The sequence below is a fragment of the Saccharospirillum alexandrii genome (genome assembly GCF_004000275.1).
Taxonomy (GTDB): Bacteria; Pseudomonadota; Gammaproteobacteria; order Pseudomonadales; family Natronospirillaceae; genus Saccharospirillum; species Saccharospirillum alexandrii.
In genome coordinates, this window is sequence record NZ_RCIP01000005.1 from 1 (window position 1) to 26,181 (window position 26,181).

The 26,181-nt window shown below is 56.0% G+C and carries 34 protein-coding genes and 2 pseudogenes; 32 read left to right on the forward strand and 4 right to left on the reverse strand.

Going from position 1 to position 26,181, the window contains the following annotated elements; all coding sequences use genetic code 11:
• The 32 genes and pseudogenes from EP166_RS21800 to EP166_RS17850 form a co-directional block, all read left to right on the forward strand.
• Positions 1 to 437: pseudogene (locus EP166_RS21800) on the forward strand (EF-Tu C-terminal domain-related protein); the annotation flags it as partial.
• A gap of 3 nt (positions 438 to 440) precedes the next feature.
• A pseudogene (locus tag EP166_RS21805) lies at positions 441 to 722 on the forward strand (EF-Tu C-terminal domain-related protein); the annotation flags it as partial.
• Positions 723 to 974: 252 nt separating this feature from the next.
• Positions 975 to 1,286 (forward strand): 30S ribosomal protein S10, encoded by a 312-nt coding sequence (gene rpsJ, locus EP166_RS17705; protein WP_028671296.1) that lies wholly within the window; start codon positions 975 to 977, stop codon positions 1,284 to 1,286.
• Between the two features lie 114 nt (positions 1,287 to 1,400).
• A complete protein-coding gene (gene rplC / locus EP166_RS17710) occupies positions 1,401 to 2,033 on the forward strand; it encodes a 50S ribosomal protein L3 (protein ID WP_127559584.1) in 633 nt (210 codons plus the stop codon).
• A gap of 10 nt (positions 2,034 to 2,043) precedes the next feature.
• Complete coding sequence (gene rplD, locus EP166_RS17715) at positions 2,044 to 2,652, forward strand: 50S ribosomal protein L4 (RefSeq protein WP_127559586.1); 609 nt, start codon at positions 2,044 to 2,046, stop codon at positions 2,650 to 2,652.
• Entirely contained in the window at positions 2,649 to 2,945 is a 297-nt protein-coding gene (gene rplW, locus EP166_RS17720; RefSeq protein ID WP_028671293.1) for a 50S ribosomal protein L23, read from the forward strand. Before rplD ends, rplW begins: the two co-directional genes overlap by 4 nt.
• Positions 2,946 to 2,962: 17 nt before the next feature.
• On the forward strand, positions 2,963 to 3,790 hold the full coding sequence (rplB, locus tag EP166_RS17725; protein WP_028671292.1) for a 50S ribosomal protein L2: 828 nt from the start codon (positions 2,963 to 2,965) through the stop codon (positions 3,788 to 3,790).
• Between the two features lie 21 nt (positions 3,791 to 3,811).
• Positions 3,812 to 4,087: a 30S ribosomal protein S19 gene (gene rpsS / locus EP166_RS17730; RefSeq protein WP_028671291.1), complete on the forward strand. Its 276-nt coding sequence runs from the start codon at positions 3,812 to 3,814 to the stop codon at positions 4,085 to 4,087.
• Positions 4,088 to 4,102: 15 nt separating this feature from the next.
• The gene (rplV, locus tag EP166_RS17735; protein ID WP_028671290.1) at positions 4,103 to 4,435 is read left to right on the forward strand and encodes a 50S ribosomal protein L22; all 333 of its coding nucleotides are present in this window, start codon (positions 4,103 to 4,105) and stop codon (positions 4,433 to 4,435) included.
• Between the two features lie 14 nt (positions 4,436 to 4,449).
• Positions 4,450 to 5,133 (forward strand): 30S ribosomal protein S3, encoded by a 684-nt coding sequence (rpsC, locus tag EP166_RS17740; protein WP_028671289.1) that lies wholly within the window; start codon positions 4,450 to 4,452, stop codon positions 5,131 to 5,133.
• A gap of 11 nt (positions 5,134 to 5,144) precedes the next feature.
• Complete coding sequence (rplP, locus tag EP166_RS17745; RefSeq protein WP_127559588.1) at positions 5,145 to 5,558, forward strand: 50S ribosomal protein L16; 414 nt, start codon at positions 5,145 to 5,147, stop codon at positions 5,556 to 5,558.
• Positions 5,558 to 5,749: a 50S ribosomal protein L29 gene (rpmC, locus tag EP166_RS17750; protein ID WP_028671287.1), complete on the forward strand. Its 192-nt coding sequence runs from the start codon at positions 5,558 to 5,560 to the stop codon at positions 5,747 to 5,749. The genes rplP and rpmC overlap by 1 nt, the downstream gene beginning before the upstream one ends.
• 1 nt (position 5,750) lies before the next feature.
• Positions 5,751 to 6,011: a 30S ribosomal protein S17 gene (rpsQ, locus tag EP166_RS17755; protein WP_127559589.1), complete on the forward strand. Its 261-nt coding sequence runs from the start codon at positions 5,751 to 5,753 to the stop codon at positions 6,009 to 6,011.
• Between the two features lie 21 nt (positions 6,012 to 6,032).
• Positions 6,033 to 6,401, forward strand: a complete 369-nt coding sequence (gene rplN / locus EP166_RS17760; protein WP_127559591.1) for a 50S ribosomal protein L14 — start codon at positions 6,033 to 6,035, stop codon at positions 6,399 to 6,401.
• Positions 6,402 to 6,449: 48 nt separating this feature from the next.
• Positions 6,450 to 6,779: a 50S ribosomal protein L24 gene (gene rplX, locus EP166_RS17765; RefSeq protein WP_127559593.1), complete on the forward strand. Its 330-nt coding sequence runs from the start codon at positions 6,450 to 6,452 to the stop codon at positions 6,777 to 6,779.
• A gap of 14 nt (positions 6,780 to 6,793) precedes the next feature.
• Positions 6,794 to 7,333: a 50S ribosomal protein L5 gene (gene rplE, locus EP166_RS17770; RefSeq protein WP_127559594.1), complete on the forward strand. Its 540-nt coding sequence runs from the start codon at positions 6,794 to 6,796 to the stop codon at positions 7,331 to 7,333.
• 11 nt (positions 7,334 to 7,344) lie between these two features.
• Positions 7,345 to 7,650, forward strand: a complete 306-nt coding sequence (rpsN, locus tag EP166_RS17775; protein ID WP_127559596.1) for a 30S ribosomal protein S14 — start codon at positions 7,345 to 7,347, stop codon at positions 7,648 to 7,650.
• Positions 7,651 to 7,720: 70 nt separating this feature from the next.
• The gene (rpsH, locus tag EP166_RS17780) at positions 7,721 to 8,113 is read left to right on the forward strand and encodes a 30S ribosomal protein S8 (RefSeq protein ID WP_127559598.1); all 393 of its coding nucleotides are present in this window, start codon (positions 7,721 to 7,723) and stop codon (positions 8,111 to 8,113) included.
• A gap of 12 nt (positions 8,114 to 8,125) precedes the next feature.
• Entirely contained in the window at positions 8,126 to 8,659 is a 534-nt protein-coding gene (gene rplF, locus EP166_RS17785; protein WP_127559600.1) for a 50S ribosomal protein L6, read from the forward strand.
• Positions 8,660 to 8,670: 11 nt separating this feature from the next.
• The gene (rplR, locus tag EP166_RS17790) at positions 8,671 to 9,021 is read left to right on the forward strand and encodes a 50S ribosomal protein L18 (RefSeq protein WP_127559602.1); all 351 of its coding nucleotides are present in this window, start codon (positions 8,671 to 8,673) and stop codon (positions 9,019 to 9,021) included.
• Between the two features lie 10 nt (positions 9,022 to 9,031).
• Positions 9,032 to 9,538, forward strand: coding sequence for a 30S ribosomal protein S5 (gene rpsE / locus EP166_RS17795; protein ID WP_028671278.1), 507 nt, complete (start codon positions 9,032 to 9,034; stop codon positions 9,536 to 9,538).
• A 5-nt stretch (positions 9,539 to 9,543) separates the two neighbouring features.
• A complete protein-coding gene (gene rpmD, locus EP166_RS17800; protein WP_127559604.1) occupies positions 9,544 to 9,735 on the forward strand; it encodes a 50S ribosomal protein L30 in 192 nt (63 codons plus the stop codon).
• A 1-nt stretch (position 9,736) separates the two neighbouring features.
• Complete coding sequence (gene rplO / locus EP166_RS17805; protein ID WP_028671276.1) at positions 9,737 to 10,171, forward strand: 50S ribosomal protein L15; 435 nt, start codon at positions 9,737 to 9,739, stop codon at positions 10,169 to 10,171.
• A 6-nt stretch (positions 10,172 to 10,177) separates the two neighbouring features.
• Complete coding sequence (gene secY, locus EP166_RS17810) at positions 10,178 to 11,494, forward strand: preprotein translocase subunit SecY (RefSeq protein WP_028671275.1); 1,317 nt, start codon at positions 10,178 to 10,180, stop codon at positions 11,492 to 11,494.
• A 35-nt stretch (positions 11,495 to 11,529) separates the two neighbouring features.
• On the forward strand, positions 11,530 to 11,643 hold the full coding sequence (gene rpmJ, locus EP166_RS17815) for a 50S ribosomal protein L36 (protein ID WP_084649374.1): 114 nt from the start codon (positions 11,530 to 11,532) through the stop codon (positions 11,641 to 11,643).
• Between the two features lie 141 nt (positions 11,644 to 11,784).
• Positions 11,785 to 12,141, forward strand: a complete 357-nt coding sequence (rpsM, locus tag EP166_RS17820; protein ID WP_028671274.1) for a 30S ribosomal protein S13 — start codon at positions 11,785 to 11,787, stop codon at positions 12,139 to 12,141.
• Between the two features lie 74 nt (positions 12,142 to 12,215).
• Positions 12,216 to 12,608, forward strand: a complete 393-nt coding sequence (gene rpsK, locus EP166_RS17825) for a 30S ribosomal protein S11 (protein ID WP_028671273.1) — start codon at positions 12,216 to 12,218, stop codon at positions 12,606 to 12,608.
• Between the two features lie 18 nt (positions 12,609 to 12,626).
• Positions 12,627 to 13,247, forward strand: coding sequence for a 30S ribosomal protein S4 (gene rpsD / locus EP166_RS17830; protein ID WP_127559606.1), 621 nt, complete (start codon positions 12,627 to 12,629; stop codon positions 13,245 to 13,247).
• 23 nt (positions 13,248 to 13,270) lie between these two features.
• Positions 13,271 to 14,272, forward strand: a complete 1,002-nt coding sequence (locus EP166_RS17835) for a DNA-directed RNA polymerase subunit alpha (RefSeq protein ID WP_028671271.1) — start codon at positions 13,271 to 13,273, stop codon at positions 14,270 to 14,272.
• 30 nt (positions 14,273 to 14,302) lie between these two features.
• Positions 14,303 to 14,692 (forward strand): 50S ribosomal protein L17, encoded by a 390-nt coding sequence (gene rplQ, locus EP166_RS17840; protein ID WP_127559608.1) that lies wholly within the window; start codon positions 14,303 to 14,305, stop codon positions 14,690 to 14,692.
• Between the two features lie 186 nt (positions 14,693 to 14,878).
• Positions 14,879 to 16,810 carry an acetoacetate--CoA ligase gene (locus EP166_RS17845; RefSeq protein WP_127559610.1) on the forward strand — a complete coding sequence of 644 codons (1,932 nt, stop codon included), beginning with the start codon at positions 14,879 to 14,881 and terminating at the stop codon, positions 16,808 to 16,810.
• 509 nt (positions 16,811 to 17,319) lie between these two features.
• Positions 17,320 to 17,556: a hypothetical protein gene (locus EP166_RS17850; RefSeq protein ID WP_127559612.1), complete on the forward strand. Its 237-nt coding sequence runs from the start codon at positions 17,320 to 17,322 to the stop codon at positions 17,554 to 17,556.
• 149 nt (positions 17,557 to 17,705) lie between these two features.
• Here the strand turns inward: EP166_RS17850 and glgX are convergent, their stop codons facing one another.
• The 4 genes from glgX to htpX all read right to left on the reverse strand — a co-directional run bounded on the left by glgX (position 17,706) and on the right by htpX (position 26,127).
• Entirely contained in the window at positions 17,706 to 19,841 is a 2,136-nt protein-coding gene (glgX, locus tag EP166_RS17855; RefSeq protein WP_127559614.1) for a glycogen debranching protein GlgX, read from the reverse strand.
• Positions 19,842 to 20,017: 176 nt separating this feature from the next.
• Positions 20,018 to 22,198 carry a 1,4-alpha-glucan branching protein GlgB gene (glgB, locus tag EP166_RS17860; protein WP_127559616.1) on the reverse strand — a complete coding sequence of 727 codons (2,181 nt, stop codon included), beginning with the start codon at positions 22,196 to 22,198 and terminating at the stop codon, positions 20,018 to 20,020.
• Between the two features lie 135 nt (positions 22,199 to 22,333).
• Positions 22,334 to 25,093, reverse strand: coding sequence for a TolB-like translocation protein (locus EP166_RS17865; protein WP_127559618.1), 2,760 nt, complete (start codon positions 25,091 to 25,093; stop codon positions 22,334 to 22,336).
• A 164-nt stretch (positions 25,094 to 25,257) separates the two neighbouring features.
• Positions 25,258 to 26,127 (reverse strand): protease HtpX, encoded by an 870-nt coding sequence (gene htpX, locus EP166_RS17870; RefSeq protein WP_127559620.1) that lies wholly within the window; start codon positions 26,125 to 26,127, stop codon positions 25,258 to 25,260.
• Between the last annotated feature and the right edge of the window lie 54 nt (positions 26,128 to 26,181).

Consider the following 26,181-nt stretch of genomic DNA (forward strand, 5'->3'; position numbering starts at 1 on the left):
GCGGCATCGTCAAGTCTGGTGAAGAAGTGGAAATCATTGGTATCCACGACACCACCAAGACCGTTGTTACCGGTGTTGAAATGTTCCGCAAGCTGCTCGACGAAGGTCGTGCTGGTGAGAACATCGGTGCGCTGCTGCGTGGTACTAAGCGTGATGACGTTGAGCGTGGTCAGGTACTGGCCAAGCCGGGTTCAATCACCCCGCACACCAAGTTCGAAGCTGAAGTGTATGTCCTGAGCAAAGACGAAGGTGGCCGTCACACGCCGTTCTTCAAGGGCTACCGTCCGCAGTTCTACTTCCGCACCACCGACGTAACCGGTGCCTGTGAACTGCCGGAAGGCGTAGAAATGGTCATGCCGGGCGATAACGTCAAGATGGACGTTACCCTGATCGCCCCGATCGCGATGGACGAAGGTCTGCGTTTCGCGATTCGTGAAGNGCACACCAAGTTCGAAGCGGAAGTGTATGTCCTGAGCAAAGACGAAGGTGGCCGTCACACGCCGTTCTTCAAGGGCTACCGTCCGCAGTTCTACTTCCGCACCACCGACGTAACCGGTGCCTGTGAACTGCCGGAAGGCGTAGAAATGGTCATGCCGGGCGATAACGTCAAGATGGACGTTACCCTGATCGCCCCGATCGCGATGGACGAAGGTCTGCGTTTCGCGATTCGTGAAGGCGGCCGTACTGTTGGTGCGGGCGTTGTAGCGAAGATCATTGAGTAAAGGTCAGCTTTGAGCTGAGAGCTGCGAGCTGTTAGTAAGTGCTCGCAGCGCGAAGCTCGCAGCTAACAGCTCAAAAAAAAGAGGCGCCTAAGGGCGCCTCTTTTGCTTTAACCCCCTGATTTTTAACTGAAAACCCCGCCTACAACTCCTTTCCGAATCGCCGTTGACAGCCCTGCTCAAGATACATACAATACGCCTCCCCTGATTTTCCGGGGGTATATTGCTGTTTAACAATCTTGGAGCTTTGGTCACATGCAGAACCAAAAGATCAGAATACGCTTGAAAGCGTTCGATCATCGCCTGATCGATGCTTCGACTCAGGAGATCGTCGATACGGCTAAGCGTACTGGTGCACAGGTGCGGGGCCCGATCCCGTTGCCGACTCGCAGAGAACGCTACACCGTGCTGGTCTCTCCGCACGTGAACAAGGATGCGCGCGATCAGTACGAAATCCGTACTCACAAGCGCATGCTGGATATCGTTGAGCCAACTGAAAAGACCGTAGACGCGTTGATGAAGTTGGACTTGGCGGCAGGTGTGGACGTACAGATTAGCCTCGGCTAATCGCTGAGTCTCTAATGTAACAGCCCAAGCTGCAGTTGTTCCAAACATGGTTTCAGGCGCAGTAACTGGGCGGCCATAGCGGGTTTTAGCCCCGTACATAGAGGAAAGAAAGAAATGTCAATTGGTCTGATTGGTCGTAAGACTGGCATGACTCGCGTCTTCACAGAAGACGGCGTTTCCATTCCAGTGACCGTCGTAGAAGTCGAGCCCAACCGGGTCTCGCAAGTAAAGAGCGTGGAAACCGATGGCTACTATGCAGTCCAGCTTACCGCTGGTACTCGTCGTGCCAATCGCGTCACCAAGTCTCAGGCAGGACACTTCGCGAAAGCCAGTGTTGAAGCCGGTGTGTTCACTCGTGAATTCACTCTGAAAGAAGCAGCCGAATTGAAGGCTGGCGAAGAATTGACCGTTGTCCTGTTCGAAGCAGGTCAGCGTGTGGATGTGACCGGAACCTCCAAGGGTAAAGGCTTCGCTGGTGCGATCAAGCGCCACAACTTCAGCATGCAAGACGCAACTCACGGTAACTCACTGTCTCACCGCGCACCCGGCTCTATCGGCCAGTGCCAGACGCCAGGTCGTGTGTGGAAAGGCAAGAAGATGTCTGGCCACATGGGTGCTGAGCGCTCTACTGTGCAGTCACTTGAGATCGTTCGCGTCGACGCAGAGCGTAACTTGTTGTTGATCAAGGGCGCATTGCCCGGTGCAACAGGTTCTCACGTTGTTGTTCAACCCGCGGTTAAAGGCTAAGAGGTAAGCAATGGATATTAATATTGCAGGACAAGCCAGCGCCAAGGTTGAAGTTTCCGACGCGACGTTCGGCAAAGAATTCAATGAAGCTCTGGTTCATCAGGTCGTTAACGCCTTCCTGGCCGGTGGCCGTCAAGGCAGCCGCGCTCAGAAGAGCCGCTCTGATGTAGCCGGTGGCGGTAAAAAACCCTGGCGTCAAAAAGGCACAGGCCGTGCTCGTGCCGGTACCATTCGTTCACCCATCTGGGTTGGCGGCGGTAAAACCTTTGCAGCTCGTCCGCAGGACTGGTCACAAAAAGTTAACCGTAAAATGTACCGTGGTGCGATGAAATCAATCCTGTCAGAACTGGTTCGTCAGGACCGTCTGGTTGTGGTTGAAGGTCTGGGCATTGAACAGCCAAAGACCAAAGCATTTTTGTCCAAAATGAAAGAACTGGACGTTAGCAATGCTTTGATCGTGTCTGACGACGTTGATTCAAACCTGTACTTGTCTGCTCGCAACGTGCCGCACGTTGAAGTCAGTGATGTTGCTGGCATCAACCCGGTAAGCCTGGTGGCCTACGAAAAAGTGGTCATTACTGTTGCCGCGCTCAAGAAGCTTGAGGAGGTTTTGGCATGAACCAGGAACGCATCTATCAGGTCGTTTACGGTCCGCACATCTCCGAGAAAGCGACCATCGTAGCGGAAGGCACTGGCCAATACGTATTTCGTGTGGCCAAGGATGCAACTAAGCCGGAAATCAAGAAGGCCGTTGAGCAACTGTTCGAAGTTAAAGTTCAGTCTGTTCACACTCTGATCCAGAAGGGCAAGGTTAAGCGCACTCAGCGCGGCGTTGGTAAGCGTAACGACGTTAAGAAAGCCTATGTTCGTCTGGCTGAAGGCCAAGAAATTGATTTCCTGGCGGCAGAATAAGGTAGGGGTTGCGAACAATGGCTATTGTTAAAGCAAAGCCGACGTCAGCTGGACGTCGTCACGTTATCAAGACTTACAACGCCGAACTGCACACCGGTGCGCCTTATGCGCCTCTGGTTGAAAAGCAGTCCAAGAGCGGTGGCCGTAACAACATGGGTCGCATTACCACGCGTCACATTGGTGGTGGTCACAAGTCGCATTACCGCAAGGTGGATTTCAAGCGCAACAAAGATGGCATCAATGCCAAAGTTGAGCGTCTGGAATACGATCCGAACCGGACTGCGAACATCGCCCTGGTTCTGTACGCAGACGGTGAACGTCGTTACATCCTGGCGCCGGCCGGTTTGACGGCAGGTGATCAGATCGTATCCGGGGAGCACGCGCCAATTAAAGTGGGCAACACCATGCCACTGCGCAGCATTCCTCTGGGTTCGACGATTCACAACATTGAGATGAAGCCCGGCAAGGGTGGCCAGATGGTCCGCTCTGCAGGTAACTCAGCTCAGCTGGTCGCGCGCGAAGGCACTTATGCCACCTTGCGTTTGCGGTCCGGTGAAATGCGTAAAGTTCTGTCAGATTGCCGCGCCACCCTGGGTGAAGTGAGCAACTCTGAACATAGCCTGCGTGTATTGGGTAAAGCCGGTGCTACTCGCTGGCGTGGTGTCCGTCCAACGGTTCGTGGTGTTGTCATGAACCCGGTCGATCACCCGCATGGTGGTGGTGAAGGTAAAACCTCGGGTGGACGTCATCCGGTCACGCCTTGGGGTGTTCCCACCAAGGGATACAAAACTCGTAAGAACAAGCGCACGGACAAGTACATCGTTCGTCGTCGTTCTTCGAAGTAACTGAAATAAGAGGAAAAGGCTGTGCCACGTTCACTTAAGAAGGGTCCATTCGTCGACCTGCACTTGATGAAGAAGGTAGAGGCTGCACTGGAAAACGGTGACAAACGGCCCCTGAAAACCTGGTCGCGTCGCTCCACAATCTTCCCGGAATTCGTCGGGTTGACCTTTGCAGTCCATAATGGCCGTCAACATGTACCTGTTTATGTCACAGAGGACATGGTGGGTCATAAGTTGGGTGAATTCGCGCTGACTCGTACCTATAAGGGTCATGTAGCGGACAAGAAGGCTAAGCGGTAATAGAGGGTAGACATGATGGAAACACAAGCTGTATTACGCGGTGCTCGCTTGTCTGCTCAGAAAGGTCGTCTTGTAGCAGACATGATTCGAGGCAAGTCAGTGGCGGAAGCCCTGGATCTGCTGACATTCAGCCCTCAAAAAGGTGCTGCAATCGTCAAGAAGGTTCTGGAATCGGCCATTGCGAATGCAGAACACAATGACGGTGCAGACGTAGATGAGCTTTCAGTCGCCTCCATCTTTGTAGATGAAGGTATGACCATGAAGCGTATCCGTCCGCGTGCTAAAGGCCGTGCTGATCGTATCTTTAAGCGTACGAGCCACATTACGGTCAAGGTTGCCGAGAAATAAGGGGAGAATGACAGATGGGCCAGAAAGTACATCCCACCGGGATCCGGCTCGGCATCACTAAAGACCATAGTTCGGTCTGGTATGCCGACTCCAAGGACTACTCCAAGAAGCTGTTGAACGACATTCAGGTTCGCAGCTACCTGGAGAAGAAACTGGAAAAAGCGTCAGTAAGTAAAATCGTGATCGAGCGTCCTGCACAGAACGCCAAGATCACCATCCACACCGCTCGCCCTGGCATTGTCATCGGCAAGAAAGGTGAAGATGTAGAAGTGCTGCGCCAGGAAGTATCCGCCATGATGGGGATTCCGGTGCACATTAACATCGAAGAGATCCGCAAGCCTGATCTGGACTCCAAACTGGTTGCCCAGTCTGTAGCTGGCCAGCTCGAGCGTCGTGTCATGTTCCGCCGCGCCATGAAGCGTGTGATGCAGAACGCGATGCGCAATGGCGCAAAAGGTGTTCGGATTCAGGTCAGTGGCCGTTTGGGTGGTGCTGAGATTGCGCGGACCGAGTGGTATCTCGAAGGTCGCGTTCCCTTGCACACGCTGCGTGCTGACATCGACTACGCTACGGCCGAAGCACACACCACTTACGGTGTGATCGGTATCAAAGTGTGGATTTTCAAAGGCGAAATCCTGGGTGGTATCGAGCAAGTTCGTGCTCAAGCCAAGGCGCCCAAGAAAAAGGCTTCACGGTAAGGAGTACGTAGATGCTGCAACCTAAACGTACAAAGTTCCGCAAAATGCAAAAAGGCCGTAACCGCGGCCTGGCACTGCGCGGTAGCAAAGTGAGCTTCGGCGAGTACGCGCTGAAGGCAACAGGGCGCGGACGCATTACAGCTCGTCAAATCGAAGCTGCACGTCGCGCGATGACACGTCACATTAAACGTGGCGGCAAGATCTGGATCCGCGTTTTCCCGGACAAGCCCATTTCCAAGAAGCCCTTGGAAGTTCGGATGGGTAAAGGTAAGGGTAACGTAGAATACTGGGTAGCTCAGATTCAGCCCGGTAAAGTCTTGTACGAAATGGAAGGTGTTGGTGAAGACGTAGCTCTGGAGGCGTTCCGCCTTGCAGCTGCCAAATTGCCGATATCAACCGTTGTTGTTAAACGGCAGGTGATGTAATGAACGCTAGTGATCTTCGTGAAAAGTCCGTAGACGAGCTGAATAACACCCTGTTGGAGTTGCTTCGCGATCAGTTCAAATATCGCATGCAAAAAGCGACGGGTCAGTTGACTCAGACGCATCTGCTGAAGCAAGTCCGCAAGGACATCGCTCGTGTCAAAACAGTATTGACTCAGAAAGCAGGTGCTTGATATGTCTGAACAAACAGCCCGTACCGTGACCGGTCAGGTCGTCAGCAACAAGGCTGAAAAGACCGTTACCGTTAAGATAGAGCGTACGGTTACTCACCCGATTTACGGGAAAATCGTAAAGCGTTCTACCAAGATGCATGCGCACGATGAAAACAATGAGTGCCAGATCGGCGACTTCGTCACTATCGAAGAATGCCGTCCTTTGTCCAAGTCCAAGACTTGGCGTCTGGTTCGCGTTGAAGAACGTGCGACTACCGTTTAACAGCGCCTGGGAGTTTGAGAGATGATTCAAACAGAAACCGTTTTAGACGTTGCGGATAACAGCGGTGCCAAGCGCGTCCAGTGCATCAAGGTGTTGGGCGGTTCTCACCGTCGTTACGCCGGCATTGGTGACTTGATCAAGGTCTCCGTGAAGGAAGCAATTCCTCGCGGCAAGGTCAAAAAAGGTCAAGTGATGAACGCTGTTGTTGTGCGCACGCGTAAGGGTGTACGTCGCCCTGACGGATCCGTGATCCGTTTTGACACCAACTCTGCGGTGTTACTTAACACTCAGCACGCCCCGATCGGCACCCGGATCTTTGGCCCGGTGACCCGTGAACTGCGTACCGAGAAATTTATGAAAATCATTTCCCTGGCGCCGGAAGTACTGTAAGCCCTTTGGGCTTACGTTACTGGACGGTAGCAGGAAGTGGAGTAGCGAATGAACAAGTTTAAAAGTGGCGACGACGTTGTCGTAATTGCCGGGAAAGATAAAGGCAAGCGCGGCAAGATCACCAAGGTGATCAACGACGCCAAGAAAGGCCCGCGTTTTGTGGTATCTGGTGTGAATCTGATGAAGAAACACCAGAAGCCGAACCCGAACCTGGGAGTCCAGGGCGGGATCGTCGAGAAAGAGGCTCCGATTGCGGCCTCCAACGTAGCGATCTTCAATTCAGAAACCAACAAGGGCGACCGTGTTGGCTTTTTGATCAAAGAAGACGGTACCAAGGTCCGCATCTTCAAGTCCACGAAGAAAGAAATTGGTGTATAAGGGCGGGATACGACATGTCTAGACTCAAAGAGCTCTACAAAACTGACGCTGTCCCTGCACTCCAAGAAGAGTTCGGGTACAAGAACGTCATGGAAATCCCGCGCGTCACCAAGATCACCTTGAACATGGGCGTGGGCGAAGCTATCGGCGACAAAAAGCAGATGGATAACGCTGTTGCAAACCTTGAAGCGATCGCTGGCCAGAAGGTCATGGTCACCAAGGCACGCAAATCCATCGCGGGTTTTAAAGTTCGTGAAGACTGGCCGATTGGTTGTAAAGTCACACTGCGCGGTGAGCGTATGTGGGAATTTATGGATCGTCTGATCGACATTTCACTGCCGCGTATGCGTGACTTCCGGGGCATCAACCCCAAGTCATTCGACGGCCGTGGCAACTACAGCATGGGTGTGAAAGAGCAGATTATCTTCCCTGAAATCGAGTACGATAAGGTCGATAAGCTGCGTGGTCTGGACATTACAGTGACCACGACCGCTCGCACCAATGACGAAGGTCGCGCACTGCTGAAGGCGCTGGCCTTCCCATTCAAAGGTTAAGGGGAAAGGTCATGGCTAAAGTAAGTATGAAGGCGCGTGAAGCCAAGCGCATCAAGACCATCGCCAAGTATGCTGAGAAGCGTGCCAAACTCAAAGCGATCATCAAGGACTCCGGTAGTACTGATGAGCAGGTTTGGGAAGCACAGCAATCGCTGCAAAAGCTGCCAAGAGACGCAAGTCCTGTTAGACTGCAGCGCCGCTGTCAGTTGACCGGCCGTCCACATGCGGTTTACCGCAAGTTCGGTCTGTCACGTATCAAGCTGCGTGAACAAGCCATGTTGGGCAATGTTCCGGGTTTGAAAAAGTCAAGTTGGTAAGCAAAGTGGTCCGGACCGGGGCATGTCGCCCCGGTTACCGCACTCGCTGTACACTTAGAGGTAATATTGAATGAGCATGCAAGACACACTTGCGGATATGTTCACACGTATCCGTAATGCTCAGCAGTCCAGTCACGCCATTGTTACCCTGCCGTCTTCAAAGCAAAAGATCGCCGTTGCGACCGTGCTGAAGAACGAAGGGTTTGTCGATGACTTTTCTGTTGAGGGCGAAGGCAAAAAGGTAATGCACATCACCTTGCGTTACTTTGAAGGCAAGCCGGTGATTGAATCGATCAAGCGCGTTTCACGTCCAGGTCTGCGTCAATACCGCGCCTGCGACGAGCTGCCCAAGGTATCGGGTGGGCTGGGTATCGCCATCGTTTCAACATCCAAAGGCGTTATGACCGACCGCGCGGCCCGTGCTGCGGGTGTGGGCGGCGAAATCATCTGCGAAGTCTTCTAAAGGAGTTGAACGATGTCTCGAATAGCTAACGCTCCTATTACGGTTCCGGCAGGTGTGGAAGTCAAGCTCGCTAGCGACAAGATTTCTGTTAAGGGCGCCAATGCGGCTCTTGAAACCAATCTGCACGGTTCTGTAGAAATTAAGCAGGACGGCAATACGCTGACCTTTGCCCCCCGTGATGGAGGCAAGATCGCGCACGCCATGTCAGGCACCATGCGTGCTCTGGTTAATAACATGGTCGTCGGTGTCACCACCGGTTTTGAAAAGCGCCTGCAACTGAACGGTGTCGGGTATCGTGCGAAAGCATCCGGCAGTTCCGTCAATTTGACACTGGGCTTCTCCCATCCGATCGATTACACCCTGCCAGCAGGTGTGTCGGCCGAGACCCCAAGCAACACTGAGATCGTGCTGAAAAGCGCCGATAAGCAGCAGCTGGGTCAGGTCGCCGCAGAGATTCGCGCGTTCCGTCCGCCGGAACCGTACAAAGGCAAAGGTGTTCGGTACGCGGATGAATACGTCCGTCGTAAAGAAGCCAAGAAAAAATAAGGGCATAGGTCATGAACGAAAAGAAAGTATCCCGTTTACGCCGTGCTCGCCGCAGCCGCATCAAGATCCGCGAATTGGGCGTGCACCGTCTGTGTGTAAACCGGTCGAACCAGCATATTTACGCGCAAGTCATCGCTCCCAATGGCAGCGTTGTGGTTGCATCAGCGTCTACGCTGGACGAATCGCTGCGTAAAGACGCGACGAGTAACGTAGATGCCGCCGTCAAGGTTGGCGCTCTGATCGCAGAGCGGGCCAAGGCAGCCGGTATCGAACAGGTGGCTTTTGACCGGTCTGGTTTTAAATACCATGGCCGTGTGAAGGCTTTGGCAGACGCTGCCCGTGAAGGTGGCCTGAAATTCTAAGGTGCGAATGATGGCAAATAACGATCAAGCTCAAGCTGGCGGCGATCTGCAGGAAAAATTGGTCCAGGTAAACCGAGTCGCCAAGGTGGTGAAAGGTGGCCGGATCTTCGGTTTTACTGCACTGACAGTTGTTGGCGATGGCAATGGCAAAGTCGGCTTCGGCCGCGGCAAGGCGCGTGAAGTGCCTGTTGCGATCCAGAAGGCGATGGATGCGGCCCGCCGCAACATGATCCAGGTCCAGCTGACTGAAGGCACGTTGCAATACCCGGTAAACGCCCGTCATGGTGCGTCCAAGGTGTATATGCAGCCTGCTTCAGACGGTACTGGTGTGATTGCAGGCGGCGCGATGCGTGCTGTTCTGGAAGTCGCCGGTGTACAAAACGTACTGGCCAAGTGCTACGGCTCAACCAATCCGGTTAACGTCGTACGTGCAACCGTTAATGGTTTGGCCAAGATGCGTTCTCCTGAAGATGTGGCTGCCAAGCGTGGCAAGTCCGTCGAATACATTACGGAGTAACGGACATGGCTAAAGCAAAAACAGTAAAGGTTCAGCTGTTCCGCAGCCCCATCGCAACTCAGCCCAAGCACAAGTTGTGTGTACAGGGCCTGGGTTTGAAGAAGGTGGGCCAGGTCCGCGAACTGGAAGATACTCCTTCCGTTCGTGGCATGATCAACAAAGTGAACTATATGGTTCGCGTGGTTGAGGGTGAGTAACATGTTTCTGAATACATTGAGCCCCGCTGAGGGTTCTACCACCGCTCCCAAGCGGGTTGGCCGTGGTATCGGCTCTGGTCTGGGTAAGACCGGCGGTCGTGGTCACAAGGGTCAGAAGTCCCGTTCAGGCGGTTCCGTCAAGCCAGGTTTCGAAGGCGGTCAGATGCCTTTGCAGCGTCGCTTGCCGAAATTTGGTTTTACCTCCCGTCAGGCGCCTTTTGTCGCTGAGATTCGCCTGCACGAACTGGTCAAGGCCGGTGTCGAGGTTGTGGATCTCGCTGCGTTGAAAAAAGCCGATATCATCGGTGAAAAAATCAAGCGGGCGCGTGTCATCCTGTCCGGTGAAATCAGCCAGGCCGTTACGGTCAAGGGTCTGAAAGTCACCAAGGGTGCAAAGGCAGCCATTGAAGCTGCGGGCGGAAAGGTAGAGGAATAATTCTCCATGACCAGACAAGGACTACCGGCCGGGTCGCAAGGAGGGCTGGGCGAGCTTTGGACTCGCCTTCGCTTCCTCCTGTTAGCGCTCCTGGTCTACCGTATCGGTGCACACATTCCAGTTCCGGGTATTAACCCGGACAGCCTGTCTGCATTGTTCGAGCGTAACCGTGACACCATCCTGAGCATGTTCAACATGTTCTCCGGTGGTGCACTGGAACGTATGAGTATCTTCGCGCTCGGCATCATGCCGTACATTTCCGCGTCGATCATCATGCAGCTCCTGACGGTCGTGAGTCCCCATCTGGAACAGCTCAAGAAGGAAGGTGAAGCTGGCCGTCGCAAGATGAGCCAGTACACCCGGTACGGCACGCTGGTGCTGGCTATCATCCAGTCTTTCGCCCTATCGGCGGGTCTGGCCAGCCAGAACATAGCGTTCGACACTGGTCCGTCATTTTACTTTGTTGCTGTGGTCACACTGACTTGCGGCACCATGTTCATGATGTGGCTGGGTGAGCAGATCACCGAACGCGGTATTGGTAATGGTATCTCCATGCTGATTTTCGCGGGTATTGTAGCGGGCTTGCCCGGTGCAATCGGACAGAGCTTCGAGAGTGCCCGTCAGGGTGAGCTCAGCATTATCGCTCTGTTGTTGATCGGTCTGGTAGCGGTGGCTGTGGTGGCGTTCATTGTCTTTATTGAACGCGGCCAGCGTCGGATCACCATTAATTACGCCAAGCGTCAGCAAGGTCGTAAGGTGTTTCAGGCACAAAGCAGTCACTTGCCGCTGAAGATCAACATGGCCGGTGTGATTCCGCCCATCTTTGCGTCCAGTCTCTTGCTGTTCCCGGCTTCGCTGGGTAACTGGTTTGGCAGTGGTGATGGTATGGGTTGGATGCAGGACATTGCTCTGCTGCTCAGCCCGGGCCAGCCGCTGTACATTCTGCTGTTCGCATTCGCAGTCGTCTTCTTCTGCTATTTCTACACGGCAGTAACCTTCAATCCGAAGGATGTGGCTGAAAACCTGAAGCGTTCCGGTGCCTTTATACCGGGGATTCGCCCAGGTGAGCAGACGTCCCGTTATATCGACGGTGTCTCTGCGCGGCTGACCTTCTTTGGTGCGATGTACATTACCGCTGTGTCCTTGCTGCCCCAGGCCCTGGTGATAGCCGCCAACGTTCCGTTTTACTTTGGTGGCACCTCGCTGTTGATCGTGGTGGTGGTTGTGATGGACTTTATGGCTCAGGTGCAAAGTCACTTGATGTCCCACCAGTACTCGTCAGTGATGAAAAAGGCCAATCTGAAGTCGATTGGCAACAACTGAAGAGACTGAGTGATTACCAGTTATTGGAGTGAAGCATGAAAGTACGTGCGTCAGTCAAGAAAATCTGCCGTAACTGCAAGATTATCCGCCGTAACGGTGCTGTTCGTGTGATCTGCACGGATCCCAAGCACAAGCAGCGTCAGGGTTAATTGCAGTCGGTTGGTTAGTGCCCGGGCATTACGGGTTGATTTTGTAAAGCCCAGGCGCTATCATCTCGCGCCCCTTAAATAGGGGGTTCATTAATAGAGCCACAACGGCTCTATTAAACGTTTGATAACGGAGTAAGTTGAATGGCCCGTATAGCAGGCGTCAATATTCCTGACAACAAGCATGCGGTGATCTCGCTGACCTATATCTATGGTATTGGTCGCACCACTGCTTATGCCATCTGTACATCGGTTGGGGTTGAACCTACGGCTAAAGTGAAGGATTTGTCCGACGAGAAGCTGGACGAGATCCGTAATGAAGTCGGCAAGTACACTGTAGAAGGTGACTTGCGTCGTGAAATTCAGATGAACATCAAGCGGTTGATGGATCTGGGTTGCTACCGTGGTATCCGCCACCGTCGTAACCTGCCTTTGCGTGGCCAGCGTACGAAGACGAACGCCCGCACCCGTAAAGGTCCGAAGAAGCCGATCAAACGCTAACACCGTTTGAAGGTCGCTTGAATCAGGTCGTTTGACCAAAGTATTGATAACAGTTTTTGCATAGGAAATCGAAGATGGCAAAGCCAGGTACGAACCGGTCGCGCAAAAAGGTGAAAAAGCAGGTCGCTGATGGCATCGCGCACATCCATGCGTCCTTTAACAACACCATTGTGACCATTACGGACCGCCAAGGAAACGCCCTGAGCTGGGCAACTTCCGGTGGCTCCGGTTTCCGTGGATCTCGTAAGAGCACTCCTTTTGCAGCCCAGGTCGCCGCTGAGCGAGCCGGTGTTGCAGCCCAGGAATATGGTCTGAAGAATTTGGACGTCGAGGTGAAAGGCCCCGGTCCAGGTCGCGAATCTGCGGTACGAGCATTGAACGCGTGTGGCTATCGAATCAGCAACATTACCGATGTGACACCCATCCCTCACAACGGTTGCCGCCCGCCCAAGAAGCGCCGCGTGTAATAAAGGAGACAGAGTTTAATGGCACGTTATATTGGTCCTAAGTGTAAGCTGTCTCGTCGTGAAGGCACAGATCTGTTTCTGAAGAGCGGAGTTCGTTCACTCGACTCCAAATGTAAAGCAGAAACCGTTCCTGGTGTACACGGTGCACGCCGCGGTCGTTTGTCAGATTATGGCGTACAGCTGCGCGAGAAGCAGAAAGTCCGTCGCATGTACGGTGTACTCGAAAAGCAGTTCCGTAACTACTACAAAGCTGCTGCCCGTTTGAAGGGTGCAACCGGTGAAAACCTGCTGCAACTTCTGGAAACCCGTCTGGATAACGTTGTATACCGCATGGGCTTTGGTGCTACCCGCTCCGAGTCTCGTCAGCTGGTTGCACACAAAGCCATTCTGGTGAACGGCGAAACCGTCAACATTGCGTCCTACCAGGTACAACCGGGTGACGTCGTGGCGATCCGCGAAAAGAGCAAGACTCAGCTGCGTATTCAAAGCGCGCTGGATATCTCTGCTCAGCGTTCGCCTGTCTCCTGGGTTGAAGTTGATGCCAAGAAGATGGAAGGCAAGTTCGTGTCCAAACCCGAGCGTGCTGACCTGAGTCAGGAAATCAACGAAAACCTGATCGTGGAATTGTACTCCAAGTAATCTCACTGCAAATAGGGGCATCTATGCAGCGTTCAGCCAACGACTTTTTGACGCCACGTCATATCGATGTGCAGGAAATCAGCGCCAACCGGGCCAAGATCACGCTCGAGCCGCTTGAGCGCGGTTTCGGTCACACTCTGGGCAACGCGCTGCGTCGTATCCTGCTGTCGTCCATGCCTGGCGCCGCAATCACCGACGTTGAAATCGACGGTGTATTGCATGAGTACAGCACCATCGAAGGTGTGCAGGAAGACGTACAGGAAATCCTGCTTAACCTGAAAGACGTCGCCGTCAAACTGTTCGACCGCGAGGAAGTGACCCTGACGCTGAAGAAGAAAGGCGCAGGTAATCTGACCGCGGGCGATATCCAGTTGGATCATGGCGTTGAAGTCGCCAATCCGGATCACATTATTGCCCACCTGGGCAGCAATGCGGATGTCAGCATGACGCTGCGTGTGACCACTGGCCGTGGTTATGTCCCTGCGGAATCCCGCAGCAGTGGTGAAGACGAGAGTAAACCCATCGGTAGACTGCAGTTGGATGCTACCTACAGCCCGGTCGTTCGGGTTGCCTACAACGTCGATGCGGCGCGTGTAGAGCAACGTACAGACCTGGATAAGCTGGTGATTGAGCTGGAAACGAAGGGCACTCTGGATCCTGAAGAAGCGATTCGTCGTGCAGCCACCATCCTGCAACAGCAGGTTGCGGCCTTTGTAGACCTCGATCACCACGCTGAAAGCGAGCCGGAGAAGGAAGAAGACAAGATCGATCCTATCCTGCTGCGTCCGGTCGACGATCTGGAACTGACAGTGCGTTCGGCCAACTGTCTGAAAGCAGAAAACATCTACTACATTGGTGACCTGATCCAGCGCACCGAAGTAGAACTGCTGAAGACACCGAACCTCGGCAAGAAGTCTTTGACTGAAATCAAAGACGTTCTGGCATCCAAGGGTCTTTCTCTGGGCATGGTCCTCGAGAACTGGCCACCTGCAAGTTTGAAGAATGACGATAAGGTTCTTTCGTAACCTTATGTCCGGCTGGTAAGGAATGTAACAATGCGTCATCGTAAAATTGGTCGTCACTTTAACCGTACCAGTGCTCACCGCAAGGCCATGTTCCAAAACATGTGCAATTCGTTGTTTGAGCACGAAGTGATTAAAACGACCTTGCCGAAGGCAAAAGAGCTGCGTCGTTTCGCAGAGCCCCTGATTACACTGGCCAAGGAAGACTCCGTGGCCAACCGTCGTCTGGCGTTCGATCGTACTCGCTCTCCGGTAGCTGTAGGTAAGTTGTTTAATGAATTGGGTCCTCGCTACAAGGCTCGCCCGGGTGGTTACCTTCGTGTGCTGAAGTGTGGCTTCCGTGCCGGTGACAACGCCCCTATGGCGATTGTTGAACTGGTAGACCGTCCTGTAGACGGTGAAGTGGTCGACGAGGCTTCCTAAGCCTCGCTGTAAACCACGGAAAGACCCCAAAAACCGCCTTCGGGCGGTTTTTTTGTGGGTGCTGTAAAAGCAGAGTGGAAGCCCAGCAGAACAGTGCGTCGAACCAATCTGTGATCCGGGTTCATTGCCAAAGATGATAAAAGCAGTAGGCTCGACTCTTATAAAAACAACAGACTGAGCCATGCTATGACAGTGCTATTTACGCCTTCGGCCGAACAAAAAGTCAAATCCCAAATGGGTGCCTTTGCCGGTCAGTTAAAACACAAATACGCGATAGAGTTTGAAAACTACCAGGCGTTGCAACAGTGGTCGGTACAGAACCTGCCCACGTTCTGGCGCGAGCTGTGGGATTTTGCCGGGGTGCAGGGAACTCCAGGAGATACCGTACTCGACCAGCCGAACATGCCTGGCGCGCGCTGGTTTCCCGAGGCCCGTCTGAATTTCAGCACTAACCTGCTACAGTCTGGTCGCGATGCGGATACCGCTCTGGTAGCGGTTTCCGAGACCCGCCCGGAGCAGCGTTATAGTTATGCCGATTTACGCCAGGCAGTGGCTCGGCTGGCCGGTTTTCTGCAGCACGAATGTGGCGTTGAACCCGGTGACCGGGTGGCGGCTTACCTCGGTAATACGCCAGAGGCGATCATTGGAATGCTGGCAGCAAGCCGCATTGGGGCCGTCTGGACCTCGGCGTCGCCCGACTTCGGCTACGAGGGCGTACTGGACCGCTTTGGCCAGGTCGAACCCAAGGTGGTGATCGCCGGCAACGGGTATGGCTATGGCGGCAAGGCCATTGAGCGTACCTCTGTCGTAAAAAGCCTGCAGGCAGCGCTGCCAAGGGTGCGGCAGTGGGTACAGGTCGATGCGTTGCCCAGTGCCGACGTGATCGACGGTGCCTGGCAATGGGTCAACGTGGTCGGTCGCGACTGGCCTGAGGCTCCGGCACTAGAGCTGCCGTTCGATCACCCACTTTATATTCTGTATTCCTCTGGTACCACCGGTAAGCCCAAGTGCATCGTGCACGGGGCCGGGGGCACGCTGTTGCAGCATGCCAAAGAGCTGCGACTGCATGGCGATATCTCTCAGGACTCAGTGTTCTTCTACTTCACCACCACCGGCTGGATGATGTGGAACTGGCTGGCTTCGGGTCTGATGACCGGTGCGACGCTGGTTCTGTTCGACGGTAACCCCATGTACCCCCGGTCTGATGTGCTGTGGCAGCTGGCGGACAAGTTGGGCATCACCCACTTCGGCACCAGCGCGAAGTACCTCTCTGCCTGTCGCAAGCAGGACCTTAAGCCCGGCAAAACCTTCGACCTGAGTACATTGACCACGGTTTTTTCGACGGGTTCGCCATTGGCGCCAGAAGACTACGACTGGGTGTATTCAGCGTTGAAACCCGACGTGATGTTGCAGTCCATCTCGGGCGGTACCGATATCGTGTCCTGCTTTGTTGGCGGTAACCCCTGGTCGCCGGTCGTGCGCGGTAAGATTCAGGGCGCCAACCTGGGCATGGACGTGCAGGCCTGGAATGAGGCCGGTGAGAAGGTTGTTAACCAGCGCGGCGAGCTGGTGTGCACACAGCCCGCGCCATGTATGCCGATCGGTTTCTGGAATGACCCCAACGACGAGCGTTACCGGGCAGCCTACTTTGAACGTTTTGACGGCGTCTGGGCCCATGGAGACTTCATTGAGTTCGACGAAGCAGGCCAGGCGGTAATTCACGGTCGCAGTGACACCACCCTGAACCCCGGCGGCGTTCGTATAGGCACCGCGGAGATCTATCGTCAGGTAGAGACACTAACGGAGATTACAGACTCCCTGGTAGTAGGGCAGGCCGTCGAGGCTGACGTGAAGGTCATTCTGTTCGTGCAGCTGCCTGAAGGACAGCAGCTGGACAAGGCACTGACTGGCCGCATTCGCCAGCGCATCCGCGACAACACCACGCCAAGGCACGTCCCGGCCGACATTGTTCAGGTGCCCGCCATTCCCTACACCCGCTCAGGCAAGAAAGTCGAGCTCGCCGTCACCCAGATTCTACGTGGTGAAGAACCCGCAAACCTGACCGCGCTGGCTAATCCTGAATCCTTGCAGGCCTATCGGGATTACGTCACTGACTAATAGTCTCTAATTCATCCAAGTATTGGGACTGGATCAGAGTATGTTGTTCATTAGGCTGTAAGTAAGTATTCCAGCATGGCAGCCAAAATTAGTGTTGGCTGCCGGGTGAGCCTATCCAGGGTAGTCCGCAACATGGATGTTGCGGTCTAGGCCCCATGGACGGGTTCACGCCGACCCTGGATAGGCTCACTCGGTAGCCGGCACGGATTTCTGCCACTGTCGTTGCCCTAACGGCGAACTTTAAGTGGCCACCGCCTATAGCATCTGCCTCGATTAAACCCCCAATCGTCGCACTATACGACACCCTCAGTAGCATGAACCGCTACTTTGAACGTCGCGCTTTTCCTGCCCGTTATTCCGCTTATAGTGGCTTCCGTCAGCCGATGTAAGGCTGTTTAAGAAGTACAACAACAGCAAGACGACAATGCAGGGAGGGATTCACTGTGACTCAATCAGCCATTTCCACTGTTTTTGAATATATTAATACGCATCCGGGATATCGCGCGACCATGGGGGTCATTGTCTCGCACCAGGCCCAGCAAACCGTTTTGTGCTGGGGCGCGGTCAGTGACGACGATACCAGCTACGTACCCGACCTGACGTATTACCGGATTCGCTGGCCCGATGCTGACTGGATGCCCTTGTCTGAGCAGCAAGCGCAATTATTCGACCAGGCTTACGATCGACGTGATCACGACGCCTCGTCCCGGCCAACCGCCGGAACCTCTCGCTCCTGGGTGCAGTAACCCGCCGTACCAGGGGCATTCCCCGCAGTCCTCTCGCCGGTGGAGGTCATCACCGGTTAGCTATTCGACTGCTCGATGGGTCGGATGGCGGAGAACCCGTCTGGTTCTCTGAGTACTCCTCGACATTTGGCCCCGAAAGGGGCCCTTTTTTATTCCGTGTAGGGGTCGCATCGGCTCAGGAGCACCAGCGAGTGAGGCTTCAGCTCATAATCGCGACGAATGCGTTCTGTTTGTTCCGGTCTCATCCCTTCATTGCGCGCGGTATCGAACTCCACCTGCCAGCCCGAGTGCGGATTGGCCGGCAGCGTGAAGGTGCAATCGTGACCACCGCTGTTCAGCATCAGCAGATAATATTCCTCACACCGATGCAAATTGATGGCCGGGTTGCGGATGTCGGTAGACAGTAAAATGCCCAGGCAACGGGTATGTGGGTTTTGCCAGTCGCGGATTTCCATGGCGTAGCCGTCGTTGCGATACCAGTGCACGGCATCCGTCGTTACGGGTGCATTAGAATGCGCTGGCGCATCAAACACCAGGTTGCGAAACAGCGTGCTGGACTGGCGAATGCCAATGCACTGGGCAATAAAACGCTGGAAAGGTCCGTCTTTCTGGTCCCAGTGAACCCAACTGATCTCGTTGTCCTGGCAGTAGGCGTTGTTGTTGCCTTGCTGGGTGCGATTGAGCTCGTCACCGCCGAGCAGATGCACAGCCCCTTGTGACAACAACAAGGTAGCCAGCATGTTGCGCTTGATCTGCTGACGATGCGCCAGAATGTTGCCATCACCGGTGTCACCTTCGGTTCCCCAGTTAAAGCTCAGGTTGTTCCCATGACCATCGAGGTTGCGTTCCTGGTTGGCGGCGTTGTGCCGGTCGTTGTAGGACACCAGGTCGTGGAGGGTAAAACCGTCGTGATAGGTCACATAGTTCAGGCTGGTCGAGCTTGAATGCGCGCTCTTGTTGAGTACATCCCGCGAGCCCATCAGCACATTGGCCAGCTCTGGCATAACACCCATGTCAGCCCGCCAGAAGCGGCGCAGGGTATCGCGAAAGCGATCGTTGCATTCGTACCAGGTGGCGGGGAATTTGCCCAGTTGGTAGCCGCCCCGGCCGATGTCCCAGGGCTCGGCGATCAGTTTTGAATGGCGAATCACCGGGTCCTGGTTGCAGGCCATGAAAAAAGCGGCCCGGCTGGAAAAATCCCATTCCTCGCGGCCCAGTGCCGCGGCCAGATCAAAACGGAAACCATCGACCCGGTAGGTGTGCAACCAGTGGCGCAGGCTGTCCATCACCAGTTGCAACGTCACTTCCTCGTGCAGGTTCACGCTGTTGCCGCAGCCGGTATTGTCGATAAAGTGGCTGAAGTCGTCGTGCTGATGTCGGTAAAACCAGGGCCCGTGCAGGCCTTTCTGGCTGACGCAGGGGCCAAGCAAATCGGATTCGGCGGTGTGGTTGTAGACCACGTCCATGATGACTTCGATGCCAGCCTGGTGGAGGGCACGCACCAGCGTTTTGAACTCGGTAACCGCATCGTCGACGGCATAGCGCGGGTCAGGGGCAAAAAAAGACACCGGGTTGTAGCCCCAGTAATTGGTCAGCCCCAGGTTTGACAGTCGTGGTTCGCTCATGAAGGCGAAGCAGGGCATCAGCTGCACAGCGGTGACACCCAGCGATTGTAGATGGGCGACACTCGCCTCATGGGCAAAGCCGAGGTAAGTGCCGCGCAGGTGCTCAGGCACCGCCGGGTTCAACTGGCTGAAGCCTTTGACATGCGCTTCGTAGATGACGGTATCGGGCCAGGGTGTTTTCGGTGCCCGGCTGTTCTGCCAGTCAAAGTCGTCCGGTGCCGGGGTCAGGCCTTTCGGGACCTGGGCGGCGCTGTCCATGGGACAGGGTTTCAGGCATGTCAGGTCGCTGGCATCGTGGGCATAGAGGCTGCGATCGGGTTCAAACGGGCCTGACAGCGCCACTGCATAGGGGTCGAGCAGTAACTTGTTCGGGTTGAACAGGGCTCCCTGCCCTGGCTTGAACTCGCCTTCAGCACGATAGCCATAGCGTGTTTGGGGCGCTAGATCGGGAACACGGCCGTGCCAGATGTCTCCGGTGCGGTGTAATGGCAATGGCTCGCCCCGGGGTTGATCCTGATCATCAAAAAAGCACAGCAGCACCCGAGTTGCCTGGGGGCTGAAGACCGCAAAATTACAGCCGGTCTCTCCCGGGTGGGCGCCTAGTGGGAAGGGGTGCCCGGGTTCAAGCCGCAATTCGGCTGCGGATGTTGAGCTCGACATGAAAAACCTCGTTGTGAAGCGGACGTCTGCGGAACCGGGGCGTCAGTGGCGGCGACTACTCGGCCCTCCACGCTTCAGGCTTTTTCAGCCCGACGCACGCCCGCGAGAAAACAATGCCAGAGTATGCGCCAAACCACTCTGGACTGACATGATTAGCCTGGTGCGCAGGCCTGCCGTCACTCCGGCATCAGTTTCAGATACAGTGCACCCAGAGGCGGTAGGGTGAGCCGCAGATGCTGCGCCTGACCATCGGCCGGACCGGGCTCGGTCGACAAGCGGGTCGCTGTCGGGAAATTGCTACCACCGTAGTATTCCGAATCGCTGTTCAGCACCACCTCGTACCGGCCTGGCACCAGAGTGCCCAGTACATAGTCTTCGCGCGGCATGGGGGTGAAGTTGACGACAATCAGCATCAGGTCCTTGCCATCCAGCGACCGCCGGAACAGGCTGAGCACGCTGGCCTCGGCATCGCCAGCATTGATCCAGCCAAAGCCTTCGGCCTCGCAGTCGGTTTCATACAGCGCTGGCTCAGAGCGGTAGAGGTTGTTCAGGTCCCGGAACAGCGCCTGGATGCCGCGGTGACGCGGGTATTGCAGCAGGCCCCAGTCGAGCTGGGCCCGGTAATTCCACTCCAGCGTCTGGCCGAATTCATTGCCCATGAAGTTCAGTTTCTTGCCGGGGTGGGCAAACATATAGCTGTAATAGGCGCGCAGATTGGCGGCCTGTTGCCATTCATCGCCTGGCATTCGGGTCATTACCGTGCCTTTGCCGTGCACCACTTCATCGTGCGACAGCGGCAGTACGAAGTTTTCGTTGAAGGCATACACGCCCGAGAAGGTTAGGGCGTCGTGGTGGTATTTGCGGTACACCGGGTCCTGTTTCATGTAGCCGAGGGTGTCGTGCATCCAGCCCATGTTCCACTTGAACCCGAAGCCCAGGCCGCCGGCGAAGACCGGGCGGGAAACGCCATCGAAAGCCGTGGATTCCTCGGCAATGGTGTAGCAATTCGGAAAGCGGCCATAGACGGTTTCGTTGAAGCGGCGCACGAAGGCAATGGCTTCGTAGTTGTGATTGCCGCCGTCGACGTTGGGGGTCCATTCGCCTTCTTCGCGTGAATAGTCGAGATACAGCATGGAGGCGACGGCATCGACCCGCAGGCCGTCGATGTGAAACTCCTCGAGCCAGATCAGCGCCGACGACACCAGAAAATCACAGACGGTGTAGCGGCCAAAATCGTAGATGTAGGAATTCCAGTCCGGGTGCCAGCCGCGTTGGGGGTCGGCGTACTCATACAGAGGCGTCCCGTCAAATCGGGCCAAACCGTGTTCATCGGCCGGGAAGTGGGCTGGCACCCAGTCCACGATGACCGCAATGCCGTTCTGGTGGCATTTATCAACCAGGTATTTGAACTCATCCGGAGTACCAAAACGGCTGGTCGGCGCAAACAACCCGATTGGCTGGTAACCCCAACTGCCGTCGTAGGGGTATTCGGACACCGGCATCAGTTCGAGGTGGGTGAACTTCATGTCGAGCAGGTAGGGAATCAGTTCATCGGCCAACTCGTGGTAGTTGAGCGGCTGTCCATCCCGGGTTTTCCAGGAGCCGGCATGCAGCTCATAGATGCTCATCGGCTCGTGCCGTGGATCACTGGAGGAGCGTTTCTGCCAGGCCTGATCCTGCCATTCATAGGCGCGATGATCGATGACGATGGAATTGAAATCCGGGTACTGGGTGATGCCGAAGGCGTAGGGGTCGCACTTGTGCGGCAGCAGATGCTCGCGCGCGTCTTTAAGCTCGAATTTGTAGGCATCGCCAGCCTGAAGGTGGGGTACGAACAAGCGCCAGATGCCATCATGGTGGCTGGTCATCGGGTGTCGCCGGCCGTCCCAGTTGTTGAAATCCCCGATCACGCTGACGCTGCGTGCATTGGGTGCATAGACGGCAAAGCGAACCCCGGTCACCTCAATGCCATTCAGCTTGGTTGTACACAGCTGGGCGCCCATAGACTTGTACAGCGTCGATGAATCGCAGGGCATGTCTTCAAAGGTGCGTTCAACGCACTGATAGGCGTCGATGGCATCCCACTCGTGGCCACCCTTGCCCTGAACGTGTAACTGATAGGCAGGGCGTTTCTTTTGCTTGAGGGTCAGTTCAAAGACATCGCTGTTCGGCCAGCGACTGAAACGACCGAGGGATTTACCCGTTTTCAGATCACGGGCTTCGAGTTGCTCGGCATCGGGCTGATATACCCGGATCAGCCAGCCGGCGTCGGTTTCAAAGACGCCCAGATGATCAAAGGGGCGGGCTTCCAGTACATGCTGTAAACGGTCGACGAGTTCCCGGTCGGGTTGATTCATATTGGTTACACTGCCTTGTCGGTCTGGTCGAGTGGCCTGTCTGGTCGGCCTGTTCTGGCTGAAACAGGCGACCTCTGTTGTTATTGGGTCCGTACCTGATTCCCAGTGTAGACCGAAGCGATCTGCTTTGCAGCGCTAGCCACCCAGCGTTAGGCTCAGGGTGGGTACCCAGTCGCCTTGTTCTGGCCGGTAATACACCGATGCGGTTGGCACCAGTCGTAACCGGCTGTTGCGAAGTACATTGGACGGTGCGCTCAGTTGAACCCCATAGGCGCTGCGTTGTTCTTCACCACGGTATTGCACCCTGGCGTCGAACGCCAGGGTCAGGCTGCGCAGATAGAGCCATCGGCCAAGGGCGGCATCCACAGGCCCGAGACTGAACTGGTAATTGGCCCGGCTGGTGGCCATATCGCGTGTTATCGGGGCGGATTCGAATACCGGGGAGGTTGCTATGCGACTGCTGCCGGTAAAGTCCGGCTCACGCCGTTGCCATTGGCCCGAGATGCTGAAGTGATGGTTATCGGCGAGACCGGGAATGTGCACGGTGTTGCTCAGGGCGAGCTGGAAGCCGCCGGTGTCCAGTTGGGTGTCGAGCTGAACGGCCGGGGCGATGGCGATCGGAGCCTGGAGGTCGCGCGGTGCGGCCTGGTGTGCCCAATAGCCGGAGAGCCCGGCCTCAATGAAGCTGGCTTCGGCGGAGGCGTTCGAATCGATGGCGGTGGCGCTCAGGTGGGTGATGCCCAGGCTTGGCTCCAGGCCCACCCGGGCAACGCCCCGGGTTTGTTGCAGTGGTAAAGAGAGCGCCAGTCGGGTTTCGGTGTCGATCCGGTTCAAATCGGTACCGGGTTGCTGTTCCACGGAGAAAGAAACGACTGGCCAGTAACGACGCCAGTCAAGGGTCAGGGAACCGGTCGGGGTGTCTGCTTCCCAGTTGTAACCCAGGCTGATGGCGGTGCTCAGGGTGTTCATCAGATTGGTGTTATAGAGGTTTAGGGTGGCGGCCTGGTTATCGGCGCTCAGCAGCCAGCTGTTGGGCAGCCAGTCGCCGGGAGCGTAGTGAAACCGTTCGGCCGGGCCTGCGTTTACCTGTACCGGCTCGACCGGTTGGGCCAGCGGGGCGATGTAGGGCTCCTGGGGCGCGAAGTCTGCTTCGGCCACCCAGTGCGCTTGCGGCCCGGGCGCTGCCTGCCAGGGGTGTTCGACCAGGGCATGGCCATTGGCCTGGTAATCGGTGCTGAGCAGGCGCTGTTGCTCCTCATCCCAAACAATAAAGTAGTTACCGAAGGGCCGCTGACTGATGCGATAGCGCGCGCCGCTGGCAGGGTCCAGCGCCCAGAGACTGTCGATGCCGCCACGATCGCTCGTGTAAAGCACCCAGTCGCTGGCCTGCACCGGGGAGCGCCAGGTTTCGCCTTGCACGGGCCCGGCCAGGGTGCGCAGTTGGCCGGTATGGCTGGACCAGTGCATCAACTGAGTGCCCGCCTCGGTGAGCAGGGCAAATACCCAGTCACCCTCGTCGTTGGCCGACATATCAAAGGCCAGGCTCCGCTTCGGCAGCGGGATCTGGCGCAGGCTCTGGCCTTCCGGGCTGAGCAGGTCCAGTTGGCTGTTGCGGTCCATGCTGAAACGGTGGGCCAGCAGGTGCCCGGTTTTGGCCTGGCCAGCCGAGGTAACATCACCCAGCTCGGTCAAGCGGTACCGCTCTGCGTTTTGGATATCAAAGCAATACAGATCGCGGGTTACTTCGCGATTAAAGCGCGGGTGTTCCCGGCCTTCGGCCCAGCAGAAGCGGTCATTGGCGTAACTGACGGTTTTTTGCTTCGCGGTTCCGGTGTAGCCCGCAGCGACGGCCGCAGGCAAGGTGGCAACCCGGTATGTTTCATCCTGAGACAGAATAACCAGGTGGCTGCCCGTTTTTACATCCATTTCCACCGCCAGCACCCAGTCTTCGTCAATCGAGACCGGATAGAGGCTTCGCCAGTGGTCCGATGCAGGTTTCCAGAGCGGTGTGACCGGGGTGATCTCCAGGTCATCAACCGTAGCTTGCCAGCGCTGATGCAGGTCATCCCAGGCGGCGTGGTAGGCCTGGCTCAGGTTCTTGCCAGTCAGGGCGCGAATGCGACCGTCGAACGTGAAGCCAGCACCGGGTTCGGCCACGCCCGCGAGTGCCTGGTCCAAAATTAACGAACCGTGCTCGCGCCGCAGGTAGCTCGTCATCAGATACCCGAAATCGTAGGGGCTGACCCGGGGGTACTGTTCAAAGCCGGTGCCGAGCATCGCCCGGTCGTAGGAATAGCGTTGCCCGCTCAGTTCGTGAGTACGCAGCCACAAGTCAAACGAGGCCACTCGCCCGCGTCCCCCCTGAGTGAGCCGGGTCTCTTCGGCGACGGCATCGCCTTCGAGCAGCCAATTGGGGTAAAACAGCAGCACGATGGCCATGGTGCCGTTCTCGCCGGCCAGTACCCGGGCTACACGTCCGGTGGTGGTATCCAGCGGCTGGGCAAACTGCACCAGATGACGACCCTCATGCACAGTCAGCAGGTCGAGCCATTCCAGCCCGCCCAGTGGGGAAGGCTGATTGAAAAACACGGATTGAATGGGGTCGCTGCGTACAAAGCCGTTGGATGTCAGCGTAGCGGCGGACAGTACAATGGGAATGCGCCGGGGTGGGCGTTGAACGGGCATCGATTCGGTCAGTGCCGGCCAGTAAGTACCCAACCGGTTGGCGACATAGCGGGCCTCGGCTTCAAGACCTTCGGGGTAGACAATGTCGAAACCGGGCATCGCTATCTGATGCCAGACACGACCGGGTCGATTCTGGTCGTTGGCATAAACCGGCAATGTCAGATAGGCCAGCAGGGTGGTTACGGCCAGTGCAGCAGCACGAAAAGTCACGGCGGATTCCTTTCATAGAGCCCGGTTGGGTCAGAAAGGCGCAGTGTAAAAGATTATTGGGGAGGATGCCCGGGCTCTCGACACCATCCACGATCGGGGGGGGCGAGTGCCCGGGGTGATCAAGTTTCGAAGTCTGCCCAGTAGCCGCTGCGGTTCAAGACTTATCAGGCTGCCTGACGCAAGGCCGCGATGCGGTCATCCAGGCTGGGGTGGGAAGCAAACAGCTCCTTGCGTTTGCCTTTGATGCCAAAGGCGACCAGTTGGCCATCCAGCTGCGAGTCCTGCCCGGTTTTTAACCGTTCCAGCGCTGCTATCATCTTGGGCGCGCCGACCAGTGACGCCGAACCGGCATCGGCCCGGTATTCACGCTGGCGTGAGAACCACATGGCAATGATGCTGGCGAGCACGCCAAAGACCATTTCCATCACCATCACCACCGCCAGGTAGCTGAAGAAACCCAGGCCCTGGCCATTGTCGTTACCCCGTGCGACAGCGTTGTTGATGATTTGCGCCACAATGCGCGCGAAGAAAATTACAAAGGTGTTCAACACGCCCTGAACCAGCGCCATAGTCACCATGTCGCCGTTGGCAATGTGTGAAATCTCGTGCGCAAGTACGGCTTCGGCTTCGTCGCGGTTCATGGTGCGCATCAAACCGACCGATACGGCGACCAGTGAGTTGTTCTTGCTGGCGCCCGTGGCAAAGGCGTTGGCTTCCGGTGCCGGAAACACCGCCACTTCAGGCATGCCAATGTTGGCCTGCTTGGCCAGACGCGCAACGGTTTGCATCAGCCACTGTTCTTCGGCGTTGCGCGGTTTTTCAATCACTTGAGCTCCGGTCGCGCGTTTGGCCATCCATTTGGAGAGCATCAGCGATATAAAGCTGCCGCCCATACCAAAGGCAAAGGCCAGCACCAGATAGCCGCCGGTATTGCCCAGCTGAACCCCGAAAGCGGGCAGAATAACGTTCATAAAGACACCCAGCACCAGAATGATAGCCAGGTTCGTCCCGAGGAAAAGCATGATGCGCTGCATAACAACACCTATAAGAAATGGGTCTCGCTATTATGGGGCCACCAGCGCGGCTGG